Source organism: Micromonospora sp. NPDC047762 (assembly GCF_043204655.1).
Taxonomy (GTDB): domain Bacteria; phylum Actinomycetota; class Actinomycetes; order Mycobacteriales; family Micromonosporaceae; genus Micromonospora.
Genome location: NZ_JBIDCQ010000011.1, coordinates 117,307 through 140,038 on the forward strand (window position 1 = coordinate 117,307; position 22,732 = coordinate 140,038).

The window sequence follows — 22,732 nt, forward strand, 5'->3', positions numbered from 1 at the left end:
CGGTCGGAACGCCCGCACCACGTCAGCACCACCGGTCGTCGACCGGTGGTGCTGACGTGTGGAAGGGGGTGAGGTGCGTGGCGGTCTAGCTGAGCGCCACCGAAGTGACTTGTCAGGAACGCCGCACGGTGCCTGTGGAATCCGCCGTCAGCCGATCCGGCGCTCGTGGCTCGGGGCGCTGTCGAGCTGCCAGGCCGCGGCGAGATCCTCGCGGGCCCGGGCCACCCGGGACCGGATCGTGCCGACCGGGCACTGGCAGATCTCCGCCGCCTCGGCGTACGACAGGCCGAGTACCTGGGTGGCGACGAACGCCTCGCGGCGCTCGCGGGTCAGGCCGGCGATCAGCTGGTGCACTGTCACGCTCTCGTCGGCCCCGGCGGTGATCGCCCCGGCGGCCTCGGCCGCCGCCTGCCAGTCCGGCACGGATGCCAGCCTCGGCCGGGCCACCGCCGTGCGCACGTGGTCGACGGCGACCCGTCGGGCGATCGTGAACACCCACGTGCGGGCCGACGAACGGCCGGCGAAGCCGGGGAGGTTGCGGAATGCCCGCAGGAACGTCTCCTGGGTCAGGTCGTCCGCCTCGCCCGGCCCGGCGAGATGCGACAGGAACCGCCAGACCTGGTCCTGGAGGGCCCGGATGAACGCCGTCGCGGCCTGCCGGTCGCCCTGGCCCGCCTCCTGCGCCCACCGGGTGACCTGGGCGTCGTCAACGCCGCCGGTCCGCACAGACCACCGTCCTGTGTGCCACGGGCGCTCCTTTTCGGCCGAGAGGCCGTCGTCGGGACGCCGCCGGTCAGCCGCGCAATCTGGTTGTCGCCGGCCGGTCCGGAAAAGTTCCCGGGGCTCCCACATTCGGGTGACTCTGGCCCGGGATCCGCTCGGTGCTCTCCCGGGCGGGCGGCGGCACCGGGCCGGGCGTACGCCAGGATCGCCACAGGTTGCTGTAGCCGCCACCGGCCGCGAGCAGCTCGGCGTGCGTACCGTGCTCGGCGACGCGACCCTGGTCCAGGACGACGATGCGGTCCGCGGTGGCCGCCTGGCTGAGCCGGTGGGCGACGACCAACGTGGTACGGCCCTCGGTGGCCGCCACGGCGGCCCGGTCGAGGTCACGAGCGCCCGCGCTGCCCGCCTCCGCGGTGGCCTCGTCGAGGACCGCGACGGCGGGGTCGGCGAGAACCAGGCGGGCCAGCGCGAGGTGCTGGGCCTGCGCCGCGGTGAGCTGACGACCGCCTTCCCCCACCGCGGTCGCCAGCCCGTCCGGCAGGGTACGCAGCCACCCGGTGGCGCCGACGAGGTCGAGGGCGCGGGTCAGCTCGGCGTCGGTGGCGTCCGGGTCGGCCAGACGCAGGTCCTCGGCGAGCGGTCCGGCGAACACGTGCACCTCCTGGCTGATCAGGGCGATCTCCCGCCGGAGCTGGTGTTCGCCGAGGTCGGCCAACGGCACGCCGCGTAGGCGCACCGAACCCTGGCTGGGCTCGACGATGCCCGCGATGATGCCGGCGAGGGTGCTCTTGCCCGCGCCGCTCGCGCCGACCAGCGCCACGCGCTCCCCGGGGGCGAGACGCAGGGTGATGTCCCGCAGCACGACAGGTCCGTCGTCGTAGCGGTGCTGCGCGACGGTCACCTCCAGGGCCGCGGGCTCGGGCCGCTCCGGGCGGGCCGGGCGGCGACTGACGGGCGACGCGGTGTCCGGCAGTGTGGTCACCCCGACGAGCCGGGCGAGGCTCGCGCCGGCCTGGAGCACCGAGTCCGACTGGAACAGCAGCAGGCCGATGGGGTTGAACAGGCGGTGGAAGTAGAGGGCGGCGGTGGTCGCCGCGCCGACGGTGGACAGGTCCTCGCGGACCAGCAGGAAGCCGGCGAGCAGCACGGCGGCCAGCCCCACGAACTCGGACCTGTTGATGCGCAGCCCGAACCGGGTGAACAGGCCGAAGATCTCCAGCGACAGGTCGCGGGCGACGCCGGAGCTAGCCGCGATCCGGGCGACGTGCGCGTCCTCCATCCGGTAGGCGCGTACCGTCGCCGAGCCGCGCAGCGCCTCGGCCGTCGCCTGCGTACGCTCGCCCGTCGCCACCCGCTCGCGGGCGTAGTACGGCACCGACCGTCTGAGGTACCAGCGCAGCGCCAGCGCGTACGCCGGTGCGGCGGCCAGCCCGGCGATGCCGAGCCGCCAGTCGAGGGCGAAGAGCCCCAGCGCGGTCAACACGACGGACAGCGTCGCGCCGAGGAAGGCAGGGCCGCTGGTGGCGATCACGTTCGTCACCACTGCCACGTCGTCGCCGGCCCGGGCCACCAGGTCGCCGGTCCCGGCTCGTTCCAGGGTGGCCGACGGCAGGTGCAGCGCACGGTCGAGGACCCGCTCACGGAGCCGGGCCAGCACTGTCTCGCCGAGGCGTGCGGCGACCGCGGCTCCGGCCGCGGTGAGGAGCCCCGCGAGCACCGCCGCACCCGCGATCACGCCCGCCCAGGCCACCACCTGCGGTGTGTCGGTGCCGGCGATGACGTCGTCGACGAGGCGACCGAGCACCCACGGCGCGACGAGCCCGGTCGCGGACGCGGCGACCAGCAACGTGCCGGCGACGGCGCTGAGCACCGGCAGGCGGGCGAGCTCGGTCCGGAGGGCGGCCCAGGTCTGCCGGCCGGTGGCCGTCGGCAGCAACTGCCGGGTCTCCCTGCCGCTCGCGGTCGACGGGTCGGTCATCGCAGGACCTCCTCCCGGTAGCGGGTGTCGCTGGCGAGCAACCGCTCGTGCGGCCCCTCGGCGACGACCCGACCCTTGTCGATCACGACGACCCGGTGCGTGACGTGCAGCAGGGCCGGACTGGTGGTGATCAGCACCGTGGCTCGGGTGTCCGCCGCGCGAACCGAGGCCAGCCCTTCGGCGAGCAGCGCCTCGGTCACCGCGTCGACGGCCGTGGTGGGGTTGTGCAGCACCAGTACCGGTGGGTCGGCGACGAGCGCACGGGCGAGCCCGATCCGCTGCCGCTGACCGCCGGACAGGTTCGCTCCCCGCTCGGTGAGTCGGCGGTCGAAGCCGTCCGGGTGTGCGGTGAGCACGTCCTCGGCGGCGGCAGCCCGCACGGCGGCCCGCAGGACGGTGTCGTCGACGCGGGCATCGGCGCTGAGATTGGCGCGCAGGGTGCCCTCGAACAGCGCCACGTCGTGTGGCTCCACCAGGACCACGGCGCGCGCGGCGTCGATGTGCAGGTCCTCGACGGGTACGCCGTCGACGTACAGCGTCCCCCGGTGGTCCGCGTGGTGCACCCGGCCGGCCAGCAGCGCGACAAGCGCTTCGGCCTCGCTCGGGTCGTAGGCGAGCACGCCCACGATCTCACCGGCGCGGACGTGCAGGCTGACGGCGTCGAGGCCGGCGTGCGAGACCGCGTCGAGGGCGAGCCGGGAAGGGCTCGGGGTGGGCGGCCCGGCGTCACCCGGCGCGAGGACCGGCGCCGCGCCGAGGACCCGGGCGACCCGCGCCGCCGAGGCCCGGGCCATGGCGAACAGTTGTACGCAGTACCCGAGCGTCTGCACCGGCTCGGCGATGAACTGGGCCAGCCCGACGACGGCGACGAGTTCGCCGATGGTGAGCCGACCCTGGAGCGCGAGCCAACCCGCGACACCGGCGACCGTCGCGAGGAAGAGTCCGTTGACCATGGTGGTGAGGCCGAGGTGCAGGCCCTTGGTGGTGGCGGCGCGAAGGGTCACGTCGAGGGCGTGTCGGCTGGCGCCCGCGTACCGTCGGGCGGCGTGGTCCTGCGCGCCGATGCCGCGCAGCACGCGCAGCCCGGTGACGAGGTCGACGGCGAGCGCCGTCGTGGCCGCGAGGGCCTCCTGCTGCGACGTGCTGCGCCGGGTGAGCAACGGCGCCATCCGCTGGAGGGCGACGACCAGCAGCGGTACGCCGACGAGCACCCCGAGCCCGAGGGGGACGTCGACGACGAGCAGCGCGACGGCCGCGACCACGATCGCGGTGAGCGCCGCGGCGGTGAGCCCGGCGACGCGTACGACCAGCGCGGACAGCTCAGCGTCGGAGGCCGTGATGGACAGCAGCTCTCCGTCGCGCAGACCCGAGCGGTGTCCGCGCGGGTCGAGGGCGCTCCGGACGATCTCGACGCGGGTCGCGTGCGCCTCGTGTTCGACGGCGGCGTAGGCCAGCCGGGCGCCGGTGCGGTAGGCGAAGGCGAGGGCGGTGAACAGGGCGGCGAGGCCGGCGAGGGACAGCAGCAGCGCGCTGACATCCCCGGTGGCCACCGCCCGGTCGATGATCACGCCGATGGCGACCGGTACGAGGGCCTCGGTGGCCTGGTGGGCGCAGAGCAGCACGATGCCGAGCACCACCCGGCGGCGCTGTCGGCGCAGGGCGCGGCGGAGCACCACGCTCCCACTGACCTCGGCGACTGTCATGCTCGGATCGATGGGGGCATAGCGGCAGACTCCAGTAGGTGAGGGCAGGCTAACCTAACACGCCCTCGGCCAGCCGCAGGCGCCGGAGTGCGGTGACGCCGGCCGCCCTGCCATGGACGGCCGGGGCCGGCGTCGACGGTCCGCATCCGCCTCGGCTACCGCTCCCCCGCCGGAACCACGTGCCGGCCACCCGGCTCACCAGTCATGGACCGTGCCGTCCTTGAGCCGGTTGAACGGCAGGTACGCCGGCTCGTACGGGAACCGGGCCGCCGCCTCCTCGTCGAGCTCCACCCCGAGCCCCGGCTGGTCGCCCGGATGCAGGTAGCCGTCGGTGAAGGTGAACGACTGCCGGAACACCTCGTTGGCCAACGGGGTGTGCTTCATGTACTCCTGGATCCCGAAGTTGTGGATGGCCAGGTCCAGGTGCAGGGCCGCGGCCATCCCCACCGGGGAGATGTCGGTCGGGCCGTGGATGCCCGACTTGATCTGGTACTGGGCGGCGAAGTCGAGCAGCTTGCGCATCGCGGTGATGCCGCCGGTGTGGGTGACAGCGGACCGGACGTAGTCGATCAGCTGCTCCCGGATCAGGGTCTGGTAGTCCCAGACGGTGTTGAAGACCTCACCGATGGCCAGCGGGGTGGTGGTGTGCTGGCGGACCAGCCGCAGCGCCTCCTGGTTCTCGGCCGGGGTGCAGTCCTCCAGCCAGAACAGGTCGTACGGTTCGAGGGCCTTGCCGAGCTTGGCGGCCTGGATCGGCGTCATCCGGTGGTGACCGTCGTGCAGCAGCGGCAACTCCGGGCCGAACTCGGCACGCACCGCCTCGAAGACCGACGGTAGGTGGCGCAGGTACGCGCGGGTGTCCCAGTCCTCCTCGGCGGGCAGCGGAGTGCGCTGCGCGGGCTCGTAGTCGTAGCGCTGGCCGGTGGCGCTGGGTTGCGCGGCCACGCCGTAGACGGCGTTGATCCCCGGCACCGCGGTCTGCACCCGGATCGACCGGAAGCCCTCGTCGAGGTGGCTGCGGATGGAGTCGAACAGCTCGGGGATGTCCCGCCCCGACGCGTGCCCGTACGCCATGATGCCGGTGCGGGACGCACCGCCCAGCAGTTGGTACAGCGGCATGCCGGCGGCCTTGGCCTTGATGTCCCACAGCGCGACATCGACGGCGGCGATGGCCGCCATGGTGACCGGGCCCCGCCGCCAGTACGCCGAGCGGTACAGGAACTGCCAGGTGTCCTCGATCCGGTGCGGGTCCCGTCCCATCAGCAGAGGGGCGACATGGTCGCGCAGGTACGAGGCGACGGAGAGCTCGCGGCCGTTGAGCGTGGCGTCGCCCAGACCGGTGATGCCCTCATCAGTGGTGATCTTGAGGGTGACGAAGTTCCGGTCGGGGCTGGTCACGATGATGTCTGCTGCGACGATCTTCACGGGGTGCCTTTCGTCCTTCAGAACCGGGGGTGGATTCTAGGCCGACAAAGGCGATCGGCGCGGCCGGCGACCGACCCGATGAGCGGAGAGCCGGCCCATCGGGCCGGCTCTCCGCTCATCGGAGGCAGCAACGTTCAGTCGGTCCGGGCGCGAAGGCTCCGGGTCAGGACCGGGATCATCACCGCCGCAGCGACGACGTGCAGCCCGGCAAGGGCGGTGACGGTGGCCGCGTTCGCCCCGGAGATGAGGGGCGGGACCAGCGAGATCACGGTCAGGGCCACCGCCGTCCACACGAACCGGTCGGCGGGTCGAGCACTCCACCGGAGCAGCGCCACGGCGATGACGACACCCACCACCGAGAAGAAGCCGGTCACCACGGCGATCCCGGACAACGGAATCGTCTCGCCACCATCGGGGATCTCGAAGTCGACGCCGGCGGCCCGGGCCAACGTGGCGGCGAGGGTGGTGATCACCATCGCCGCGAGCGTCGCGATCACGCCGGTGCCGGCGAGCCCACGGAATCGGTGGGTGTAGCGGGGTGGGCCCGATGCCGGGCCGGCGGCGATCCCGGTGTCCTTCATGCTGTTCATGTCATCTCCTTCAGACGAAGGCTGTCGTACCGGATGTGTTGACTGACGTGTGACGGCACCGGGCGTGAAGACACGCACTCGCGCGGTGCGACGGTCGGGGTTGCACAGCGCACGGACGCCGGTGCCGCGCAGCCAGAAGCCGGCATCGCGCCCGAGGACCGGCCCGGGCTCACCATCGCGCAGCTCCAACTGCACGCGCCCGCTGGTGACCACGCCGAACGCGTCGTGCCACTCCGCCGCGACCACCTCGGCACGCGCACCGCCGTGCAGCGTGAGCGTCCGCACCGGGACTACTCCGTGCCGTCCGCCGGCAGGCGTTCCGGCAGCCCGAGCCGCGGGAACTGGTCGCCGTGGAAGATGAAGACCTCGGTGATCGCGCCGCCGGTGATGCGCAGGACGTCGATCGTCAACGGCAGGTACGCGCCCTCCTGCTCCCGCCAGTGGTAGAAGGCGACGGCGGGCTGGCGGTTCACCGAGGTGGGGACCGCACGCAGGCCCTTCATGCCATCGAAGCCGTCCTCGACCCAGCTGTTCACCACCGCGTCGCGGCCGACGTACAGGCCCGGTGTGGGCGGCATCGAGTAGCGGACGTCGTCTCGCAGCATGGCTGCGAGCGCGTCGACGTTCGTGGCCACGCTGGCGTCGGTGAAGCGCCGCACCAGCTCGCGCGTGCCGGCGTCCTCGTCGCCGCCGGTCCAGTCCTGCCGCTCGGCGGGCAGGTGCTCCCGCATGCCGGCGCGAGCCCGCTGCAAGGCACTGTTGACCGAGTTGACCGAGTCCCCGAGCAGCTCCGCGACGTCCCTGGCGGGCCAGCCGAGCACGTCCCGCAGGATCAGCACGGCCCGTGGACGCGGCGCGAGGTGCTGGACCGCGACCAGGTACGCCAGCTCGATCGTCTCCCGCGCCACGGCGACGGTCTCCGGCTCGTCCACGTCGCCAGCGGGCAGCTCGTCGAGCAACCGGTCCGGGTAGGGCTGCAACCACAGCACCTCGCCGCCGGTGGCCGGCGCCGGGCGGCGCTTGGCGAGCAGGTCCAGGCAGGCGTTGGTGGCGATCCGGTACAGCCAGGCCCGGAACGTCGACCGCCCCTCGAAGGTCTCCCGCCGCCGCCAGGCACGCAGGAACGTCTCCTGCACGGTGTCCTCGGCGTCCTCGAACGAGCCGAGCATCCGGTAGCAGTGCACGTGCAGTTCCCGCCGGTGCCGCTGCGCCAGCCCCGAGAACGCCGGCTCGTCGACCTCGCCCAGACCACTCACGCCCAGCTCCTGCAGCCGCGTGTCCGCACTCATCACGTCATCCTTCCGCCTCGTCATGTCCTGTCGCAGGTATGACGGGCGCGGATGCGACAACTCATCACTGGAGTGAGCGGACGTCATCCTCCCGAGGGTCGACGCGGAGAGTGGGCCGCGGCGATCGCGACGAAGCTGTAAATGCTAAGGCCCAGGTTGAGTACCTGGCTGCACTTCCCATGCCGGAGCACGATGATCAGGTGATGAAAAATAGGTCAGGAAGGTTCCTGGACACTACTTTTCATCACCTGATCTTGATTAGAGCGTGACGCGCCAACGCGGTCCTACCGGGCGGTGCCGCCACCCGATCGGCCCGCACCGGCGGAGGGCCGGTGCGCGATGCGGGGCGCCCGCACGGCGGAGGCGTTGCCCGACCCCGGGCGGTAGTCCCGTGCCGCGCTGGCCACCATCTCGTCGGCGTCGCGGGTAAGCGTCTCCCGGATGTGCGGCGGAACGAACTCGGACGTCGCCATCGCCAGTCGGACCTGCACCGCGCGGTCGTCGACCAGGCGGGCGAGGTCCGCCTCGCTCAGCTCGACGGCCCGCACCAGCGCGGCGCGGACATCGACCACCGGGTCCGCGGCGAGCGCGCTGCGCTGCGCGGCGGTGGTCCGCGGGTTGCGGGCAACCCCCTTGCGTACGCGTGCCGTGCGATCGGCCAGCAGGGCGTCGATCACGTCGGGGTCGTGGGTGTGCGTGCCGAGTCGTTCCCGTACCTCGGGTGACACGTCGTCGATCAGCTTGGCGGCCAGCTCCGGCTCCAGTTGACGACTTTCCGCGAGGAGCCCGCGAAGCTCCTTGTCCGAGGTCTTCGACATGACCTGGCGGATCGACTCGTCACAGGCCGGATTGCTGGCGACGGCCCAGCGGACCCACCGGTCGGCGTCCTTGACCAGGCGCATGAGGTTGGCGATCGACGTGGAGGGGTTCCTCGCCACGGCCTCCCGGACCTGACGATCTTGGTCGCGGGTGAGCGGTCGCAGGGCCTGCGCGGGTGCGTCGGCCCGAGAGGCGACGGCCTTGCGGACCAGGACCGACGGGTCGGATGCCAGGTCGATGAGGGTCATTTGTGGCGTTGTGGGGTCCTGAGCGAGGGCGAGCCGAGCGTCAGCGCTGCCACCGATCGGACGGTGGGCGGTGGTGCCGGACGCGCTGTGACGGTCGGCCTCGCCGACGTCCTGCTGTTTCCCCATGCCGCAATCATGTCACGCGCCCGATTCGGCAGGATTGGCCACGGGCGGGACCGGGGCGGGCAGGCGCAGACCGGACATGCCGCCGTCCACCGGCAGCGACGAACCGGTCACCGACCTGGTCGCGGGCGAGGCCAGGTAGACGACGGTGGCGGCCACCTCGTCGGCGGTCACCAGTCGGCCGGTCGGCTGGCGGGCGGCCAACTGTCGCTTCTCCGCCGTCGGGTCGGCCGCACCGGCGAGCAGGCGGGCCACCCAGGGCGTGTCGACGGTGCCGGGGGCGACACAGTTGACCCGGACGCCCTCCGTCACCAGGTCGGCGGCCATGGCGAGGGTGAGGGCGTGCACGGCACCCTTCGACGCCGAGTAGAGGGCGCGTTTGGGCAGACCGGTGGTCGCGGCGATCGAGGAGATGTTGACGATCGCCGCGGAGGACGACCGGCGCAGGTACGGCAGGGCGACGGCGCTGGTTCGGGCCACGCCGGAGACGTTGACGTCGAGTACCCGGCTCCACTGCTCGTCGTCGTTCTCCTCCACAGTGCCCACGGCCGAGATGGCGGCGTTGTTCACCAGGATGTCGATGCCGCCGAACGTCTCCGCGACCGAGGCGACGGCCGCGGTGAGGGAGGACCGGTCGGCCACGTCCGCCTGGACGCCGAGCACCCCGGGGGCCTCGGGCAGCCCGGACAGTTCCAGGTCCAGGACACCCACCCGGGCGCCGGCGGCGACGAACGCCCGCACGCAGGCGAGGCCGATCCCCGATGCACCTCCGGTCACCACCGCCACGAGACCGTCACACCGCATCAGGCGTCCCGGAGCGTGTTGCGCTGCCGACCGAGGCCGTCGATCTCGATCTCCATCACATCGCCGACGGCCAGGTACGGGAAGCGGCCGGAGAGCGCCACTCCCTGCGGGGTGCCCGTGTTGATGACGTCGCCCGGGTCCAGGACGGTGTACTGGGACAGGTGCCAGACCAGGTACGCCACGTCGAAGATCATGTCCTTGGTGCTGGAGTCCTGGCGGGGCTCGCCGTTGACCCAGGAGCGCAGCCGCAGCGCCTGCGGGTCGCCGATCTCGTCGGGGGTGACCAGCCACGGGCCGAGCGGTTGGAACGTCTCACAGGACTTGCCCTTGGACCACTGGCCGCCGGAGACCGCGAGTTGGAAGTCCCGCTCGGAGACGTCGTTGGACAGCACGTATCCGGCGATGTGCCCGAGGGCGTCGGCCGGTGAGGCGAGGTAGCGGGCCGTTCGGCCGATCACCACCGCCAGCTCCACCTCCCAGTCGGTCTTCGTCGATCCGCGCGGGATCAGGACCTCGTCGTACGGGCCGACGACGGTGTTGGGCGCCTTGTAGAAGATGATCGGCTCGGTCGGTGGCGCGGCACCGGACTCGGCGGCGTGCGCGGCGTAGTTCTGCCCGACGCAGAGCACCACACCCGGCCGGGCGATCGGCGCGCCGACCCGCTGCCCGGTGACGTCGATCTCGGGCAGGTCGGTGGCCTCGCGGGCCCGCCGGACGCCGTCGCCGGCAAGGAACTCGCCGTCGATGTCGACGGTGAGCGACGAGAGGTCGAAGTGCCGCCCATCGACGTACAGCACGGGGCGTTCCCGTCCCACCGGCCCGACGCGCATGAATCTCACGAACCAACCTCCACTGCCTGGGTCGCCAAGAACCCAATTTCCTATAGGATGTTGTTCGGCTCGTGTGTACTCGCTCACACCGGCACAGTCAAGGGGTCGCTGAGGAGACGAGATGGCCCAGCAGGAACCTCGCGAGGGTCGACTCCGCCCCGCCCGTCGACTCACCCTCGCCGAGGACGTCTACGAGTCGATAAAGACGCTGGTCATGGACCACATCCTTCCGCCCGGCGAGCGGGTCAACATCGACGCGCTCGCCCGGGAACTCGACGTCTCCCCCACCCCCGTCCGTGAGGCCCTCGCGAGGCTGGAGGCCGACGGCCTGGTCCGCAAACGCCCACTCTCCGGCTACACCACGACGCCACTGTTGAGCCGTGCCGAGTTCGACGACCTGTTCGACGTCCGGCAACTGCTGGAGGGCGCCACCGCCGGGCGGGCCGCCACCCACGCCTCCGCCGAAGCGCGCCAACGGATCAGCGTCGAGGCGGCGGCGAGCATCGACGTGGAGGCCGGCGACGGATATCGCCGCCACGCCGCCTTCACCGCACTGGACGCGACGTTCCACGACCTGATCGCCGAGGTCTCCGGCAGCCCGTTGCTGCGGGACACCATCACGCGGCTGCACTCACACCTGCACCTGCACCGGCTGTACTTCCCGGTCGCCGGCGCAGCGGACACCAACGCCGAGCACCAGCGCATCGCCGCCGCCATCGTCGCCGGCGACGCGACAGCCGCCACCGAGGCGATGCGGGCGCACCTCAGCGCCGCCCGGGAGCGCCACCTGCCCGCCTTCGGCCGGCTCCCCACCCCCGCGACACCACGCGACTCGGCCTGACCCACCCCCACGGATCCGAGGAGCCGCCATGCGGATCGCCCTCTTCATCACCTGCGTCAACGACCTCGCGTTCCCGGCCACCGGCATCGCTGTCACCCGCATCCTGCGGCGACTCGGCCACACCGTCGACTTCCCCGCCGACCAGACCTGCTGCGGGCAGATGCACGCCAACACGGGTTACCGGGCCGAGGCCATGCCTCTGGTGCGCAACTACGTCGACGTCTTCGACTCCTACGACGCCATCGTCGCGCCGTCCGGGTCGTGCACCGCGATGATCCGCGACCAGTACCCGCGCCTGCACGCGCCGGCCACGTCGGTGGCCGCCCGCACGTACGAGCTGTCCGAGTTGCTCGTCGACGTTCTCGGCGTCACCGACGTCGGCGCCGAGTTCAAGGAGACGGTCACCTACCACCCGACCTGCCACGGCCTGCGGATGCTGCGTCTCGGCGACCGACCCCTGACCCTGCTGCGCCAGGTGCGCGGCATCCACCTGGTCGAGCTGGGCGACGCCGAGGAGTGCTGTGGCTTCGGCGGCACGTTCGCACTGAAGAACCCGGACGTCTCCACCGCCATGCTCACCGACAAGTGCGCCCGGGTCCGCGACACCGGCGCACGGGTGCTCGCCGCAGCCGACAACTCCTGCCTGGCGCACATCGGCGGCGGTCTCGACCGCCACCGCTCAGGCGTACGGGCCGTGCACTACGCCGAGATTCTCGCCGAGACGGGAGCCAGCTCATGAGCCATCCGGTCGCACCCGCCACCGGGGGCGGGCGGATCCGCACGCCGCTGCCGTTCCCCACCGCCGCCAGGCCGGCCGTCGCCGACCCGCAACTCCGGGCCAACCTGCACCGGGCCACCCGCACCATCCGGGCCAAGCGAGCCCGGGTCGTCGACGAGGTACCCGACTGGGAGGCTCTGCGCGACGCCGGCTCGGCGATCAAGGCGGACGTCCAACGTCGGTTGCCGGAGTTGCTGGAGCAGTTCGAGGCGTCCGTCACCGCCGCCGGCGCCACTGTGCACTGGGCCCGCGACGCGGCCGAGGCGTGCCGGATCGTGGTCGAGCTGACCCGGGCCACCGGGGCCGACGAGGTCGTGAAGGTCAAGTCGATGGCGACCCAGGAGATCGAGCTCAACGAGGCGCTGGAGGCCGCCGGGATCGCCGCGTACGAGACCGACCTCGCCGAGCTGATCGTGCAGCTCGGCGAGGACACCCCCTCGCACATCCTGGTGCCGGCGATCCACTACAACCGGGCCCAGATCCGGGAGATCTTCGAACGTCGCATGGCCGACGCGCCGCCCGACCTGAGCGACGAGCCGGCCGCGCTGGCCGAGGCGGCCCGCGCTCACCTGCGGCGGCGTTTCCTCTCGGCCCGGGTCGCCGTCTCCGGCGCGAACTTCGCCGTCGCCGACACCGGCACCCTCGTGGTGGTCGAGTCCGAGGGCAACGGCCGCATGTGCCTCACCCTCCCCGAGACGCTGATCAGCGTCGTCGGCGTCGAGAAGCTGCTGCCGACCTTCACCGACCTGGAGGTCTTCCTGCAACTGCTGCCGCGGTCCTCGACCGGTGAGCGGATGAACCCGTACACCTCGATGTGGACCGGCGTCACCCCCGGGGACGGCCCGCAGGACGTGCACGTCGTGCTCGTCGACAATGGCCGCTCCGCTGTGCTCGCCGACCCGGTCGGCCGGCCGGCGCTGTCCTGCATCCGCTGCTCCGCGTGCCTCAACGTCTGCCCGGTGTACGAACGGGCCGGCGGGCACGCGTACGGCTCGGTGTACCCGGGCCCGATCGGCGCGATCCTGTCGCCGCAGCTGACCGGCGTCGCCGACAACGCCTCACTGCCGTACGCGTCGACCCTCTGCGGCGCCTGCTACGACGTGTGCCCCGTGAAGATCAACATTCCGGAGATCCTGGTCCACCTCCGCCAGCAGGCACCGCACCCACCCGCCGAACGGGCCACCATGCGGCTCCTGTCCTGGGTGATGCGCAGCCCCCGACGGTGGGCCGCCGCCCTGCGCCTGGCCCGGGCCGGCGCGGGGCCGCTCGGGGCGTACCGTCAGCGGCGCACCGGCGCTCGCACGCTGCGGCGACTGCCCTGGCCCGCGTCGGCGTGGACCCGGTCGCGTGACCTGCCGCTGCCCGCGCCGCAGACCTTCCGGGAATGGTGGGGAAAACAGTGAGCGCACGTGACGAGATCCTGGCGCGGCTCCGGACGGCCCTGGCCGACAGCCCGCCGCCGGTGCAGGTGCCCCGCCGCTATCGCCGGGTCGGCGACCACCCCGACCTGATCGAAACCCTCGTCGACCGCCTGGAGGACTACCGGGCCGTCGTCCACCGTGGCACCGACGCCCTGCACCGGCTGCTCGGCGAGGTCGGCCGGCTCGCCGTTCCCACCGACACCCCCGCCCATTGGCTGGACGGCTACGCCGGAGAGCTGCACCGCGACGCGCCCCAGCTGTCACCGGCCGCGCTCGACGGCCTGGACGCGGTCCTGACCGGCTGTGCCGTGGCGGTCGCCGACACGGGCACCATCATCCTCGACGCCGGCCCGACGCAGGGGCGGCGCGCGCTCACCCTGGTGCCCGACCGGCACATCTGTGTCGTCCGCACCGACCAGGTCGTCGGCCTGCTGCCGGAGGCGCTGGCCCGACTGGACCCACGCGCGCCACTGACCTGGATCTCGGGCCCGTCCGCGACGAGCGACATCGAGCTGAACCGGGTCGAGGGAGTGCACGGCCCGCGCCGCCTGGAGGTCGTACTGGTCAGCTCAGGAGTCTGACGACACCTGCTCGCGGGTCTCGTCCGCCTGGTCCCGCAGCGGGACGCCGCGCACGTTGAGCAGCATGACGATGCCCACGCCGACCACCAGGGCGATGTCGGCGACGTTGCCGACGAAGAACCCGGCGTAGTCGATGAAGTCCACCACGTGCCCCCGCGCGAACCCCGGCTCGCGGAAGAGTCGGTCCAGCAGGTGCGTCGTCGCACCGCCGAGCACCAGGCCCAACGCCACCGCCCAGGGACGCGACGTGACCCGCCGGGCCACCACCGTCACCGCGACCACCGCCGCCGCGGCGAACACCGCGAAGATCCAGGTGTACGCGGAGCCGATCGAGAAGGCCGCGCCCGGATTGTAGACGAGGCGCAGTTGCAGCAGCTCACCGAGGAGCGTGATGGTCTGCCCGTCGGACAACGCGGACTCGGCCCAGAACTTGGTGGCCTGATCGGCGGCGAGCACCACGGCAGCGATCAACACGACGGCGCGGAACATCCCGGAACCCTAGCTCACGGTTTGGTGCGCGGGCGGCGCCGGTGCCCGGCCCGGCTCAGCCCCGCCGGCCGGGAAAGTCGACGGTGAACGGCGAGGTGCCCACCCGGATGGCGGACGCGTCGACCTGCCTTACGTAGTCCGGGTAGCAGCGGTCGGGGTGCAGGCAGAACCGGACCCGCTGGCCGGGCAGGAGTCGGGCGTCGTACCGGCCGTCCTCGACGTTCTCGTCGACCGCGACGATGTCGCCGGTGTCGGCGTTGTAGACGTAGACGGGGTAGCTGTAGCCGTACACCGGGAGGCCGTTGGCTTGGCCGGAGACGGCAGTGCCGGCGCTCATCCGCTCGTTCGCCACGGTGGTGCCGCCGGCGACGACCTTGATCCGGGTCGCCTTGACGCTGTTCGGCGCCCCACCGGACCACTGGGTGGCGTAGACGCTGTTGGCGCCGCCGTTGCCCGGTGGGATGAACGCCAGCGACCACTCGTACGGGCCGAGCCCGCTGAAGGTGTACGAGCCGTCGCCGGGAACCTTCCAGGTGGTCTCGTACCAGAACGGATCGTAGGTCGTCAGCGCGACGGTCACCGACACCGGCTGGCCGGTGACCGCGTCGGTGATCGACCCGGTGATCGACCCCGCCCGGTCCAGCAGGATGTCGGGCAGCGTGGTGATCCCGGGCCCTGGCTCGACCACCAGTGCCTTGGCCCGGTCGCCGGTGCCACCCTCCGGGCCGACCCACTGCGCGCCGTGCCCGTTGGCCGAGCCGCCGGCCCAGATGTTGTACCGGTCCGGGTGGAGGCTCCGGAACCGCACCACCCCGTTCTCGTCGGAGATCTCGTTGGCGTCATAGATGTCGGGAAACCGCTTGTCCACCGAGATGGCGATGATTCCCGTGTTGGGCACCGGTGCGCCGGTCGCCCGGTCCCGCAGTGTCACGCGCAGTTCGTTGCCGGGCGGCTGGACCGGCAGCGTCGCGTGGGTCACCCGCCCGGCGACCGCGGTCGCCTCGACCATCCCGCCCTCGTGTACGCCGTCGTTCGCGGCGCCGGTGAACCGGTAGTGGCCGGGCGGCACCTCCAGGTCGACGTACCCGTTCGGGAAGGTCCCGGCGGCGTTGGTGCAGATGAGGCCGAGCTCCAGCGGGTCCTGAACACAGAAGTTCCGAACCTCGGCGCCGGTGGCCGCGTCGGCCGCGACGAACCGGATCCGGCCGGCCGGGGGAAGCACGTCGTCGACGACGAGCCGGCCACGGGTCGGCACCGTGACAGCTCCCCAGGGGAACCCGAGCCGGCTCGGGTAGTAGCGGGGTCGGAACACGCCGGGCAGTTGGTTGGTGATCCGGTAGCGCCCGGCCGACACCCGGGACACCCGCCACCGGCCGGCCCGGTCCGTGGTGGTCGAGTAGGTCGGATGCTCGGCGCCGGAGTCCGGCGCGAGGGTGACTCTGACCTGGCTGGCCGGTCGGCCGGACCGTTCGGTCAGGGTGCCACTGACGGTCGCGGCGGCGCTGCCGGCCCGGACCGGCGCGACCGGACCCAGCACCGCGTCGACCCCGAGCAGCAACAGCGCGCTCAGCGCCGCCAACAGGAGAATTCCGGTACGTCTGGTGGGACGTGCTACTCGACTGCCCATCGTGGTGGCACCTCCGGAATCGGCGAAGCCCGGCTCGCTTCGCGCACATCAGGGGGCAGCCTAACCACGCTTCTCACCACTGCTTGTCAAGTGACGAACACGGACAGTGTCGGTTTTCGAGGCATCTGCGGACCGCTACGGACGGTCACGGCGCCGCCGGCCGCTGGCCACCCGCCCGGCTGAGGGTTGGTCGGATGAGGCGCGGAAACGACATAATGCATGGCTTTGGTAATTGCCAAAGTCTTGCAACTGTGCCACCGTGATGATCAACGGTTCCGGCGCTCCGCCCACCCGACCACCGATTCCTCCCCACACCACAGGAGCCCTCTGTGACCCGGATGCGTCCGACCCTCCGACGCCTCGTGGCGGCGACCGCGGCGGCGGGGATGCTCGTCCTCGCCGGCTGCTCGACCCCGGCCATCCCCAACGGCACATCCGGCGGCGCGACGCTTGTCGTCGCCACCTCCGACGAGCCGGACGCGCTGAACCCGGTGCTCAACTACGGCGTCGACGGCGCCTCGCTGATCTTCGACGGCCTCGTCAGCCGGGACGACGACAACCGCCTCGTCGCCGGTCTGGCCACGGCGTTGCCGGAGCTGTCCGCCGACGGACGCACAGTGACCGCGAAGCTGCGTGACGGGGTGCAGTTCCACGACGGCACCACGCTGAGCGCGGCGGACGTCGCCTTCACCTACCAGGCGGTGCTGGACCCGACTGTGGACTCCACGCTCCGCTCCGACCTGGACATGGTGGAGTCGGTGACCGCGCCCGACGCGGCCACCGTCGTGTTCCGGCTGCGCTACCCGTACGCGCCGTTCCTCCAGCGACTCACCCTCGGCATCGTGCCGTCGAAGCTGCTCAGCGGGCAGGACATCAACACCACCGGGTTCAACCGGAAGCCGATCGGGACCGGGCCGTACAAGGTCGAGTCCTGGACGCCGGGTGACCGGCTGGTGCTCACCGCGAACGAGCGCTACTTCGGTGGCCGGCCGGCGAACAACCGGGTCGTGGTGGCGTTCGTCGCCGACGACAACGTCCGCGCCCAGCGGATGCGGGCCGGCGAGTTCGACGCCGCCGAGCTGCCGCCGAAGCTCGCCTCCGGGTTCGACTCCGACACCGCGTACCGGGTGCAGCGGGTACCGACCGCCGACTACCGGGGCGTGATGCTGCCGATGGGCAACCCGGTTCTCGCCGACCCGGCGGTCCGCCGGGCGCTCAACCTCGCCGTCGACCGGGCCGCGATGGTCTCCGGAATCCTCGGTGGCGCCGGCGAGCCGGCGTTCGGGCCGGTCCCCCCGACCTCCGAGTTCGCCGACCCATCGACAGTCGGCACGCCGACCGCCGACGCGACCGCGGCGAGCGCGCTGCTCGACGCGGCCGGCTGGAAACCCGGTGCGGGTGGGGTGCGGGCCAAGGACGGCCGGCCGGCCCGGTTCACACTGATGTACCCGGCAACCGACACCCTGCGCAAGGACCTGGCCCTGGCCGTCACCGCCGACGCGAAGAAGATCGGAATCGAGGTCACCCCGGCCGGGCTCACCTGGGACGCCATCGACCCGCGAATGAAGTCCGACGCCCTGCTGATGGGCTACGGCACGCCGTACGACCCGGACTTCGTCTCGTACAAGCTGTTCAGCTCCCAGTTCGCCGGGCAGGGCTACTTCAACCCTGGCTCGTACCGCTCCGAGGTGACGGACCGCGCTCTGCAGGAGGGCCGTGACCAGATCGATCCGGCTCTCCGCAAGGCCGCCTACGCGCAGTTCCAGAAGCAGTTGGCCGCCGACGTGCCGTGGCTGTTCCTCACCTACCTGCGGCACACCTACGTGCTGAAGTCCTCCGTCCAGGGCGCGGCCCCCCGGGTCGAGGCGCACGAGCACGGGGTGGCGAACAGCATCTGGTGGAACATCAACACCTGGACGCGCTCGTGACCCGCTCCGGCCGACTGGCCGGGGCCGGGGCGGTGGTCCGACGCCGCCTCCTGGTCGCCGTGCCCGTGCTCGCCGCCACGAGCATCGGGATGTTCGCCCTGGGGGCCGCCTCGCCTGTCGATCCCGCCAAGCAGTACGCGGGTGCTGCGGCCTTCACCGCCAGCGAGGAGAACCTGGCGCAGATCCGTGCCAACTGGGGTGTCGACGACCCGCTGCCGGTGCAGTACCTGCGCTGGATCGGCAATCTGGTCCAGGGCGACCTGGGCTGGTCGACGAGTCGTCACGAGCCGGTCGCCTCGGTGCTCTCGGCCCGGGCCGGCTGGACGCTGTTGCTGATCGGGGTGACCCTCGCCCTGGTCCTGGTCGGCAGTCTGCTGCTGGGCGCGCTGGCCGCGTACCGCCGGGGTGGGTTGTTCGACCGCTGTTTGCGGGCGGCGGCCTACGCGGTCGAGTCGATGCCGGTGTTCTGGCTGGGCCTGGCCGCGATCGCCGTGTTCGCGCTGGCCCTGGGCTGGTTTCCGGCGGGCGGGCTCACCGATGTCACGGCGACCAGCACCTCCTGGGGCGACGTGGCGCACCACCTGATCCTGCCGGTCGGAGTGCTGGCTGTTTCCCAGGCGCCGTGGTTCGTGCTGTTCGTTCGGGACGCGGTAGCGGAGAGCATGCGCGACGACCACGTGCTCGCGGCGCGGGCCCGCGGGTTGCCCGGGCGGACGGTCCTGTTCGGGCACGCGTTACGGACCGCGCTGCTGCCGTTCCTCACCCTGGTCGGCACCCACCTGCCCGAGCTGGTCGGCGGGGCGGTGCTCGTCGAGACGGTCTTCTCGCTGCCGGGCCTCGGTGCCGTCACGGTGGCCGCCGCGCTGGGCAGCGACTTCCCGCTGTTGGCGGCGATCACGCTGGTCACCACCGCCGTGGTGCTGGCCGCGAACCTCACGACCGACCTCGCCTACGCCGCCGCGGACCCGAGGGTGCGACTCGATGGCTGACCTTGTCACCCGACCGCCGCTGCTCCACCTGGCCCGGTCCCGGCTGCGGCTGCGACCCGGCCAGACCGGTGTCGTCGTCGCCGGTCTGGTCCTGCTGGTGGCAGTCGCCGGCTCGCTGCTCGCACCGCTCGTCTGGCCACTCGACCAGAGCGCGGTCGCGCTGGACCAGACCCGGTTGGCACCGTCCTGGACCCACCTCGCCGGCACCGACGACCTGGGCCGCGACGTGGCACACCGGGCCGTCTACGGACTGCGGGTCTCGTTGCTCGTCGGCGCGGTCGCCGCCCTCGTGGCCACGGTTCTCGGGGGCGTGGTCGGCGGGATCGCCGGCACGCTCGGCGGCCGGGTGGACCGGATCCTGATGCGGGTCGTGGACACCATCGCCGCGATGCCCCACCTGCTGCTGGGCATCTTCATCGTCGCCATGCTGCGTCCCAGCCTCGGTGCCGTGATCGCCTCCGTCGGGCTCACCCACTGGCTCTCCACCGCCCGCATCGTCCGATCCGAGTTGTTGAGCCTGCGGACCCGACCGTTCATCGACGCCGCCATCAGCGGTGGGGCCGGCCGACTCCGGGTCCTCACCCGGCACCTGCTGCCGCACGTCCTGCCCCGGCTGGCGCTGGCCACCACCCTGATGATCCCGCACGCGGTGTGGCACGAGACCGCCCTGTCGTTCCTCGGCCTCGGCCTGCCTCCGCACCTCGCCTCACTGGGCAACATGATCAATGACGGCCAGGGGTCGCTGCTGACCGGTGCCTGGTGGGCGAGCCTGGCACCGGGCGCGGTCATCGTCGTCGCCACCCTCGCCATCGCGGTCCTCGCCGCCCGCTGGCGCGACCGCCTCGATCCCCGGATCCGAGCGGAGCTGCACCTGTGACCACCACCGATTCCGTTGCGGCCCCGGCGTCTCCCCGCGCCGCCGCGGGTCAGCCACTGCTCACAGTGGACGGCCTCGGCGTCGAGTTCCGGCTCCGCGACACGACGGTGCGTGCGGTCAGCAATCTCAGTCTCACCGTACGGGCCGGCGAGCTGCTGGCCATCGTCGGCGAGTCCGGCTGCGGCAAGTCCGTCCTGGCCCACGCCCTGCTCGGCCTGCTACCCGGCAACGCAACGACCACCGGCCACGCCGTCCTGCACGACCCGGACAGCGAACCGGTCGACCTGATCACCTGCGGTCAGCGCCACCTGGCTCGCAGGGTGCGCGGGCGCCGCGTCGGGCTGGTGCCGCAGAGCCCGGCCACCGCCCTGAACCCGGTACGCACCGGACGCCGACTGCTCGCCGAGACGCTGCGGGCGCACGGCCGCGACCGCGCCGACGCCGACCAGCTCGCTGTCGATGTCGGGCTCGACCCGGCGGACCTGGACCGCTACCCCCACGAGCTCTCCGGTGGCATGGCACAGCGTCTGGTCACCGCGCTCGCGCTGGCACCCGACCCGTCGCTGCTCATCGCCGACGAGCCCACCACCGGGCTGGACCGACCCCTGGTCGACCACACCCTCGACCTGCTGAGACGTCGCTGCGACAACGGCTCGGCGGTCGTGCTCATCACGCACGACCTGGCTGCCGCGCAACGGGTGGCCGACACCGTCGCCGTGATGTACGCCAGCCGCATCGTGGAACACCGCGCCACCGACCAGCTCTTCACCGCGCCGACCCACCCGTACGCCTCGGCGTTGCTCGACGCCCTGCCGGACCGGGCCTTCCGGCCGGTGCCGGGCGACCCGCCGATGCTCACCGCGCTGCCACCCGGCTGCGCGTTCGCGCCCCGCTGCCCGCGCCGCACCGACACCTGCGCGGACCGACCAGAGCCGACACCGGTCGCCGGTGGTGGCACTGTGGCGTGCCACCACCCGATCCCCACCGGAGCCACCACGTGACCAGTGCGCAGCACCTGCTCGCCGACGAGGTAACCGTCTCCTACGGCCGCCAGGTCGTCCTCGACGGCGTCACAGTGCGGGTCGGCCGCGGAGAGACGGTCGGACTGCGCGGGCCCTCCGGTTGCGGAAAGTCGACGCTGGTTCGGGTCCTTGCCCTGCTGCACCGCCCCGATCAGGGTCGGGTCAGCATCGATGGCACCCCGGTCGACGGCGTCCGGTACGCCGTACCGGTCGCCCTGCGGACCCGCGTCGCCGCCCTCTTCCAGAGCCCACGTGCCGCCGCCGACCCCCGACTGAGCCTCGCCGACCTGATCGCCGAACCGCTACGCGCCACCCGGACGCCCGAGCCGGCGGTCCGCGAACGGGTCGCCGAACTCGCCGACCTCGTCGGCCTCACCGCCGACCTGCGCAGCCGACGGCCACACGCCGTCTCCGACGGGCAACTGCAACGCGCCTGCCTCGCCCGGGCCCTGGCGCACCGCCCGGACTACCTGCTCTGCGACGAGGCCACCGCGATGCTGGACGCCTCCACTCAGGCGCACGTCGCCGCCGTCATCCGCGACTACCAGCGGACCCGGCAGGCCGGGGTGCTGGTCATCAGCCACGACCAGACCCTGCTGGACCACTGGAGTGACCGGATCGTCGACCTCGCCGGCACGGCGGGGGCGCGCACCTGACCCTCGCTCCGGGGCGTTGCGAATGCCGGGGGCAACGGACGATCGGCATCGGAGGTCCGCCTCCGCCACTCGGGCGCGACAGCGTCAGCCGACGTCGAGAGGCACCCGCCGAGCGCGGGAGTCGGGACGCCCGGCGAGGATGGCGGCGAGGATCTCCGCGCCGTCGACGACCCGTGGGCCGGGGCGGTTGAAGTAGGCAGGCCCGTCGACCACCCACACCTGCCCGGCACGCACCGCGGGTAGGTCCGCCCAGCCGGGTTGCGCGGTCGCCACGGACAGCTCGTCGACGGTTCGCTCCGGCGTGAACCCGCACGGCCCGAACACCACCACGTCGGGGGCCAGGTCGGCGACCACCGACCACGGGTGCGGGGTGCTGTGCGCACCCGGCCCGAGCAGCAGCGACCGCCCACCCGCGTAGGTGATCTGCTCCGGAACCCAGTGCCCGCCCGGCATCAACGGGTCGAGCCACTCGACGAACAGCACCGTCGGCGCGCCGGGCACCGGCCCCGGCAACGCGGCGAGGCGACGCTCGGCGTCAGCTCGGATCTCCACCGCCCTGCCTTCGGTGCCGGTCAGCGCCGCCACGGCATCGACAGTGTCCAGGATCCCGTCGATGGTCCGCGCCTCCAGGGACATCACCCTGGTGTCGAGATCGATCAGACCAACCGCGTCGTTGACCCGCTCGTAGGAGACCGCACACACGTCGCACAGATCCTGGGTCAGGATCAGATCCGGCTTCAGGCCCTCCAGCATGGCGACGTCGAGCTGGTACAACGACGAGCCTCGGTGCGCGTCACCGGCGATCGCCGCCGAGATCTCCCGGCTCGTCAAGGTCTCCGGCAGGGACGTCGCGGTCACCGCCGGGACGTCGGCCAGGGCCCCCGGCGGCCAGTCACACTCGTGGGTACGGCCAACCAGGTGCCCGGTCAGGCCGAGCATGGCCACGATGTCCGTGGCCGCCGGCAGCAGGGAAACGATGCGCACAACCGCC

At 72.3% G+C, this 22,732-nt stretch carries 21 protein-coding genes; 9 read left to right on the forward strand and 12 right to left on the reverse strand.

Annotated features, from left to right (window positions below; all coding sequences use genetic code 11):
* Positions 1 to 147: 147 nt before the first annotated feature.
* From ACGF3C_RS28850 to ACGF3C_RS28890, 9 genes are all read right to left on the reverse strand, one after another.
* A complete protein-coding gene (locus ACGF3C_RS28850; RefSeq protein WP_357232836.1) occupies positions 148 to 726 on the reverse strand; it encodes a sigma-70 family RNA polymerase sigma factor in 579 nt (192 codons plus the stop codon).
* 67 nt (positions 727 to 793) lie between these two features.
* Positions 794 to 2,701, reverse strand: coding sequence for an ABC transporter ATP-binding protein (locus ACGF3C_RS28855; protein WP_357232838.1), 1,908 nt, complete (start codon positions 2,699 to 2,701; stop codon positions 794 to 796).
* On the reverse strand, positions 2,698 to 4,404 hold the full coding sequence (locus tag ACGF3C_RS28860; protein ID WP_393226817.1) for an ABC transporter transmembrane domain-containing protein: 1,707 nt from the start codon (positions 4,402 to 4,404) through the stop codon (positions 2,698 to 2,700). The genes ACGF3C_RS28855 and ACGF3C_RS28860 overlap by 4 nt, the downstream gene beginning before the upstream one ends.
* Before the next feature lie 195 nt (positions 4,405 to 4,599).
* The gene (gene manD, locus ACGF3C_RS28865) at positions 4,600 to 5,829 is read right to left on the reverse strand and encodes a D-mannonate dehydratase ManD (protein WP_357232842.1); all 1,230 of its coding nucleotides are present in this window, start codon (positions 5,827 to 5,829) and stop codon (positions 4,600 to 4,602) included.
* 134 nt (positions 5,830 to 5,963) lie between these two features.
* On the reverse strand, positions 5,964 to 6,704 hold the full coding sequence (locus tag ACGF3C_RS28870; RefSeq protein WP_393226819.1) for a DUF6069 family protein: 741 nt from the start codon (positions 6,702 to 6,704) through the stop codon (positions 5,964 to 5,966).
* Between the two features lie 5 nt (positions 6,705 to 6,709).
* Complete coding sequence (locus ACGF3C_RS28875) at positions 6,710 to 7,708, reverse strand: RNA polymerase subunit sigma-70 (protein ID WP_393226821.1); 999 nt, start codon at positions 7,706 to 7,708, stop codon at positions 6,710 to 6,712.
* 284 nt (positions 7,709 to 7,992) lie between these two features.
* A complete protein-coding gene (locus ACGF3C_RS28880; protein ID WP_393226823.1) occupies positions 7,993 to 8,901 on the reverse strand; it encodes a hypothetical protein in 909 nt (302 codons plus the stop codon).
* Between the two features lie 12 nt (positions 8,902 to 8,913).
* The gene (locus ACGF3C_RS28885; RefSeq protein WP_357223999.1) at positions 8,914 to 9,702 is read right to left on the reverse strand and encodes an SDR family oxidoreductase; all 789 of its coding nucleotides are present in this window, start codon (positions 9,700 to 9,702) and stop codon (positions 8,914 to 8,916) included.
* Positions 9,702 to 10,541 (reverse strand): fumarylacetoacetate hydrolase family protein, encoded by an 840-nt coding sequence (locus tag ACGF3C_RS28890; RefSeq protein ID WP_393226825.1) that lies wholly within the window; start codon positions 10,539 to 10,541, stop codon positions 9,702 to 9,704. Before ACGF3C_RS28890 ends, ACGF3C_RS28885 begins: the two co-directional genes overlap by 1 nt.
* Before the next feature lie 112 nt (positions 10,542 to 10,653).
* On the opposite strand from ACGF3C_RS28890, the gene ACGF3C_RS28895 reads away from it, so the two are divergent.
* From ACGF3C_RS28895 to ACGF3C_RS28910, 4 genes are read left to right on the forward strand one after another with little or no spacing between them, the layout of a single operon-like run.
* Positions 10,654 to 11,373, forward strand: a complete 720-nt coding sequence (locus ACGF3C_RS28895; RefSeq protein WP_357224005.1) for a GntR family transcriptional regulator — start codon at positions 10,654 to 10,656, stop codon at positions 11,371 to 11,373.
* Positions 11,374 to 11,401: 28 nt separating this feature from the next.
* Entirely contained in the window at positions 11,402 to 12,112 is a 711-nt protein-coding gene (locus tag ACGF3C_RS28900; RefSeq protein ID WP_357224008.1) for a (Fe-S)-binding protein, read from the forward strand.
* Complete coding sequence (locus ACGF3C_RS28905; protein WP_355006197.1) at positions 12,109 to 13,554, forward strand: LutB/LldF family L-lactate oxidation iron-sulfur protein; 1,446 nt, start codon at positions 12,109 to 12,111, stop codon at positions 13,552 to 13,554. Before ACGF3C_RS28900 ends, ACGF3C_RS28905 begins: the two co-directional genes overlap by 4 nt.
* On the forward strand, positions 13,551 to 14,153 hold the full coding sequence (locus tag ACGF3C_RS28910; protein ID WP_357224010.1) for an LUD domain-containing protein: 603 nt from the start codon (positions 13,551 to 13,553) through the stop codon (positions 14,151 to 14,153). Before ACGF3C_RS28905 ends, ACGF3C_RS28910 begins: the two co-directional genes overlap by 4 nt.
* Here the strand turns inward: ACGF3C_RS28910 and ACGF3C_RS28915 are convergent.
* Together ACGF3C_RS28915 and ACGF3C_RS28920 are read right to left on the reverse strand one after the other, a co-directional pair.
* Positions 14,142 to 14,642 carry a signal peptidase II gene (locus ACGF3C_RS28915; protein ID WP_393226828.1) on the reverse strand — a complete coding sequence of 167 codons (501 nt, stop codon included), beginning with the start codon at positions 14,640 to 14,642 and terminating at the stop codon, positions 14,142 to 14,144. The two genes, ACGF3C_RS28910 and ACGF3C_RS28915, sit on opposite strands and share 12 nt — an antisense overlap.
* A 55-nt stretch (positions 14,643 to 14,697) precedes the next feature.
* Positions 14,698 to 16,269: a carboxypeptidase regulatory-like domain-containing protein gene (locus tag ACGF3C_RS28920; protein WP_393226830.1), complete on the reverse strand. Its 1,572-nt coding sequence runs from the start codon at positions 16,267 to 16,269 to the stop codon at positions 14,698 to 14,700.
* Positions 16,270 to 16,607: 338 nt separating this feature from the next.
* Here ACGF3C_RS28920 and ACGF3C_RS28925 point away from each other — a divergent pair, with 338 nt between their 5' ends.
* From ACGF3C_RS28925 to ACGF3C_RS28945, 5 genes are read left to right on the forward strand one after another with little or no spacing between them, the layout of a single operon-like run.
* Positions 16,608 to 18,197 carry an ABC transporter substrate-binding protein gene (locus tag ACGF3C_RS28925; RefSeq protein WP_357224041.1) on the forward strand — a complete coding sequence of 530 codons (1,590 nt, stop codon included), beginning with the start codon at positions 16,608 to 16,610 and terminating at the stop codon, positions 18,195 to 18,197.
* A complete protein-coding gene (locus ACGF3C_RS28930; RefSeq protein ID WP_357224019.1) occupies positions 18,167 to 19,186 on the forward strand; it encodes an ABC transporter permease in 1,020 nt (339 codons plus the stop codon). Before ACGF3C_RS28925 ends, ACGF3C_RS28930 begins: the two co-directional genes overlap by 31 nt.
* Positions 19,179 to 20,063, forward strand: a complete 885-nt coding sequence (locus ACGF3C_RS28935; protein ID WP_357224022.1) for an ABC transporter permease — start codon at positions 19,179 to 19,181, stop codon at positions 20,061 to 20,063. Before ACGF3C_RS28930 ends, ACGF3C_RS28935 begins: the two co-directional genes overlap by 8 nt.
* Positions 20,060 to 21,064, forward strand: coding sequence for an ABC transporter ATP-binding protein (locus tag ACGF3C_RS28940; protein WP_357224025.1), 1,005 nt, complete (start codon positions 20,060 to 20,062; stop codon positions 21,062 to 21,064). Before ACGF3C_RS28935 ends, ACGF3C_RS28940 begins: the two co-directional genes overlap by 4 nt.
* Positions 21,061 to 21,741, forward strand: coding sequence for an ATP-binding cassette domain-containing protein (locus ACGF3C_RS28945; protein WP_357224028.1), 681 nt, complete (start codon positions 21,061 to 21,063; stop codon positions 21,739 to 21,741). The genes ACGF3C_RS28940 and ACGF3C_RS28945 overlap by 4 nt, the downstream gene beginning before the upstream one ends.
* An 84-nt stretch (positions 21,742 to 21,825) precedes the next feature.
* Here the strand turns inward: ACGF3C_RS28945 and ACGF3C_RS28950 are convergent, their stop codons facing one another.
* Positions 21,826 to 22,725: an ABC transporter substrate-binding protein gene (locus tag ACGF3C_RS28950; RefSeq protein WP_357224031.1), complete on the reverse strand. Its 900-nt coding sequence runs from the start codon at positions 22,723 to 22,725 to the stop codon at positions 21,826 to 21,828.
* Positions 22,726 to 22,732 lie beyond the last annotated feature (7 nt).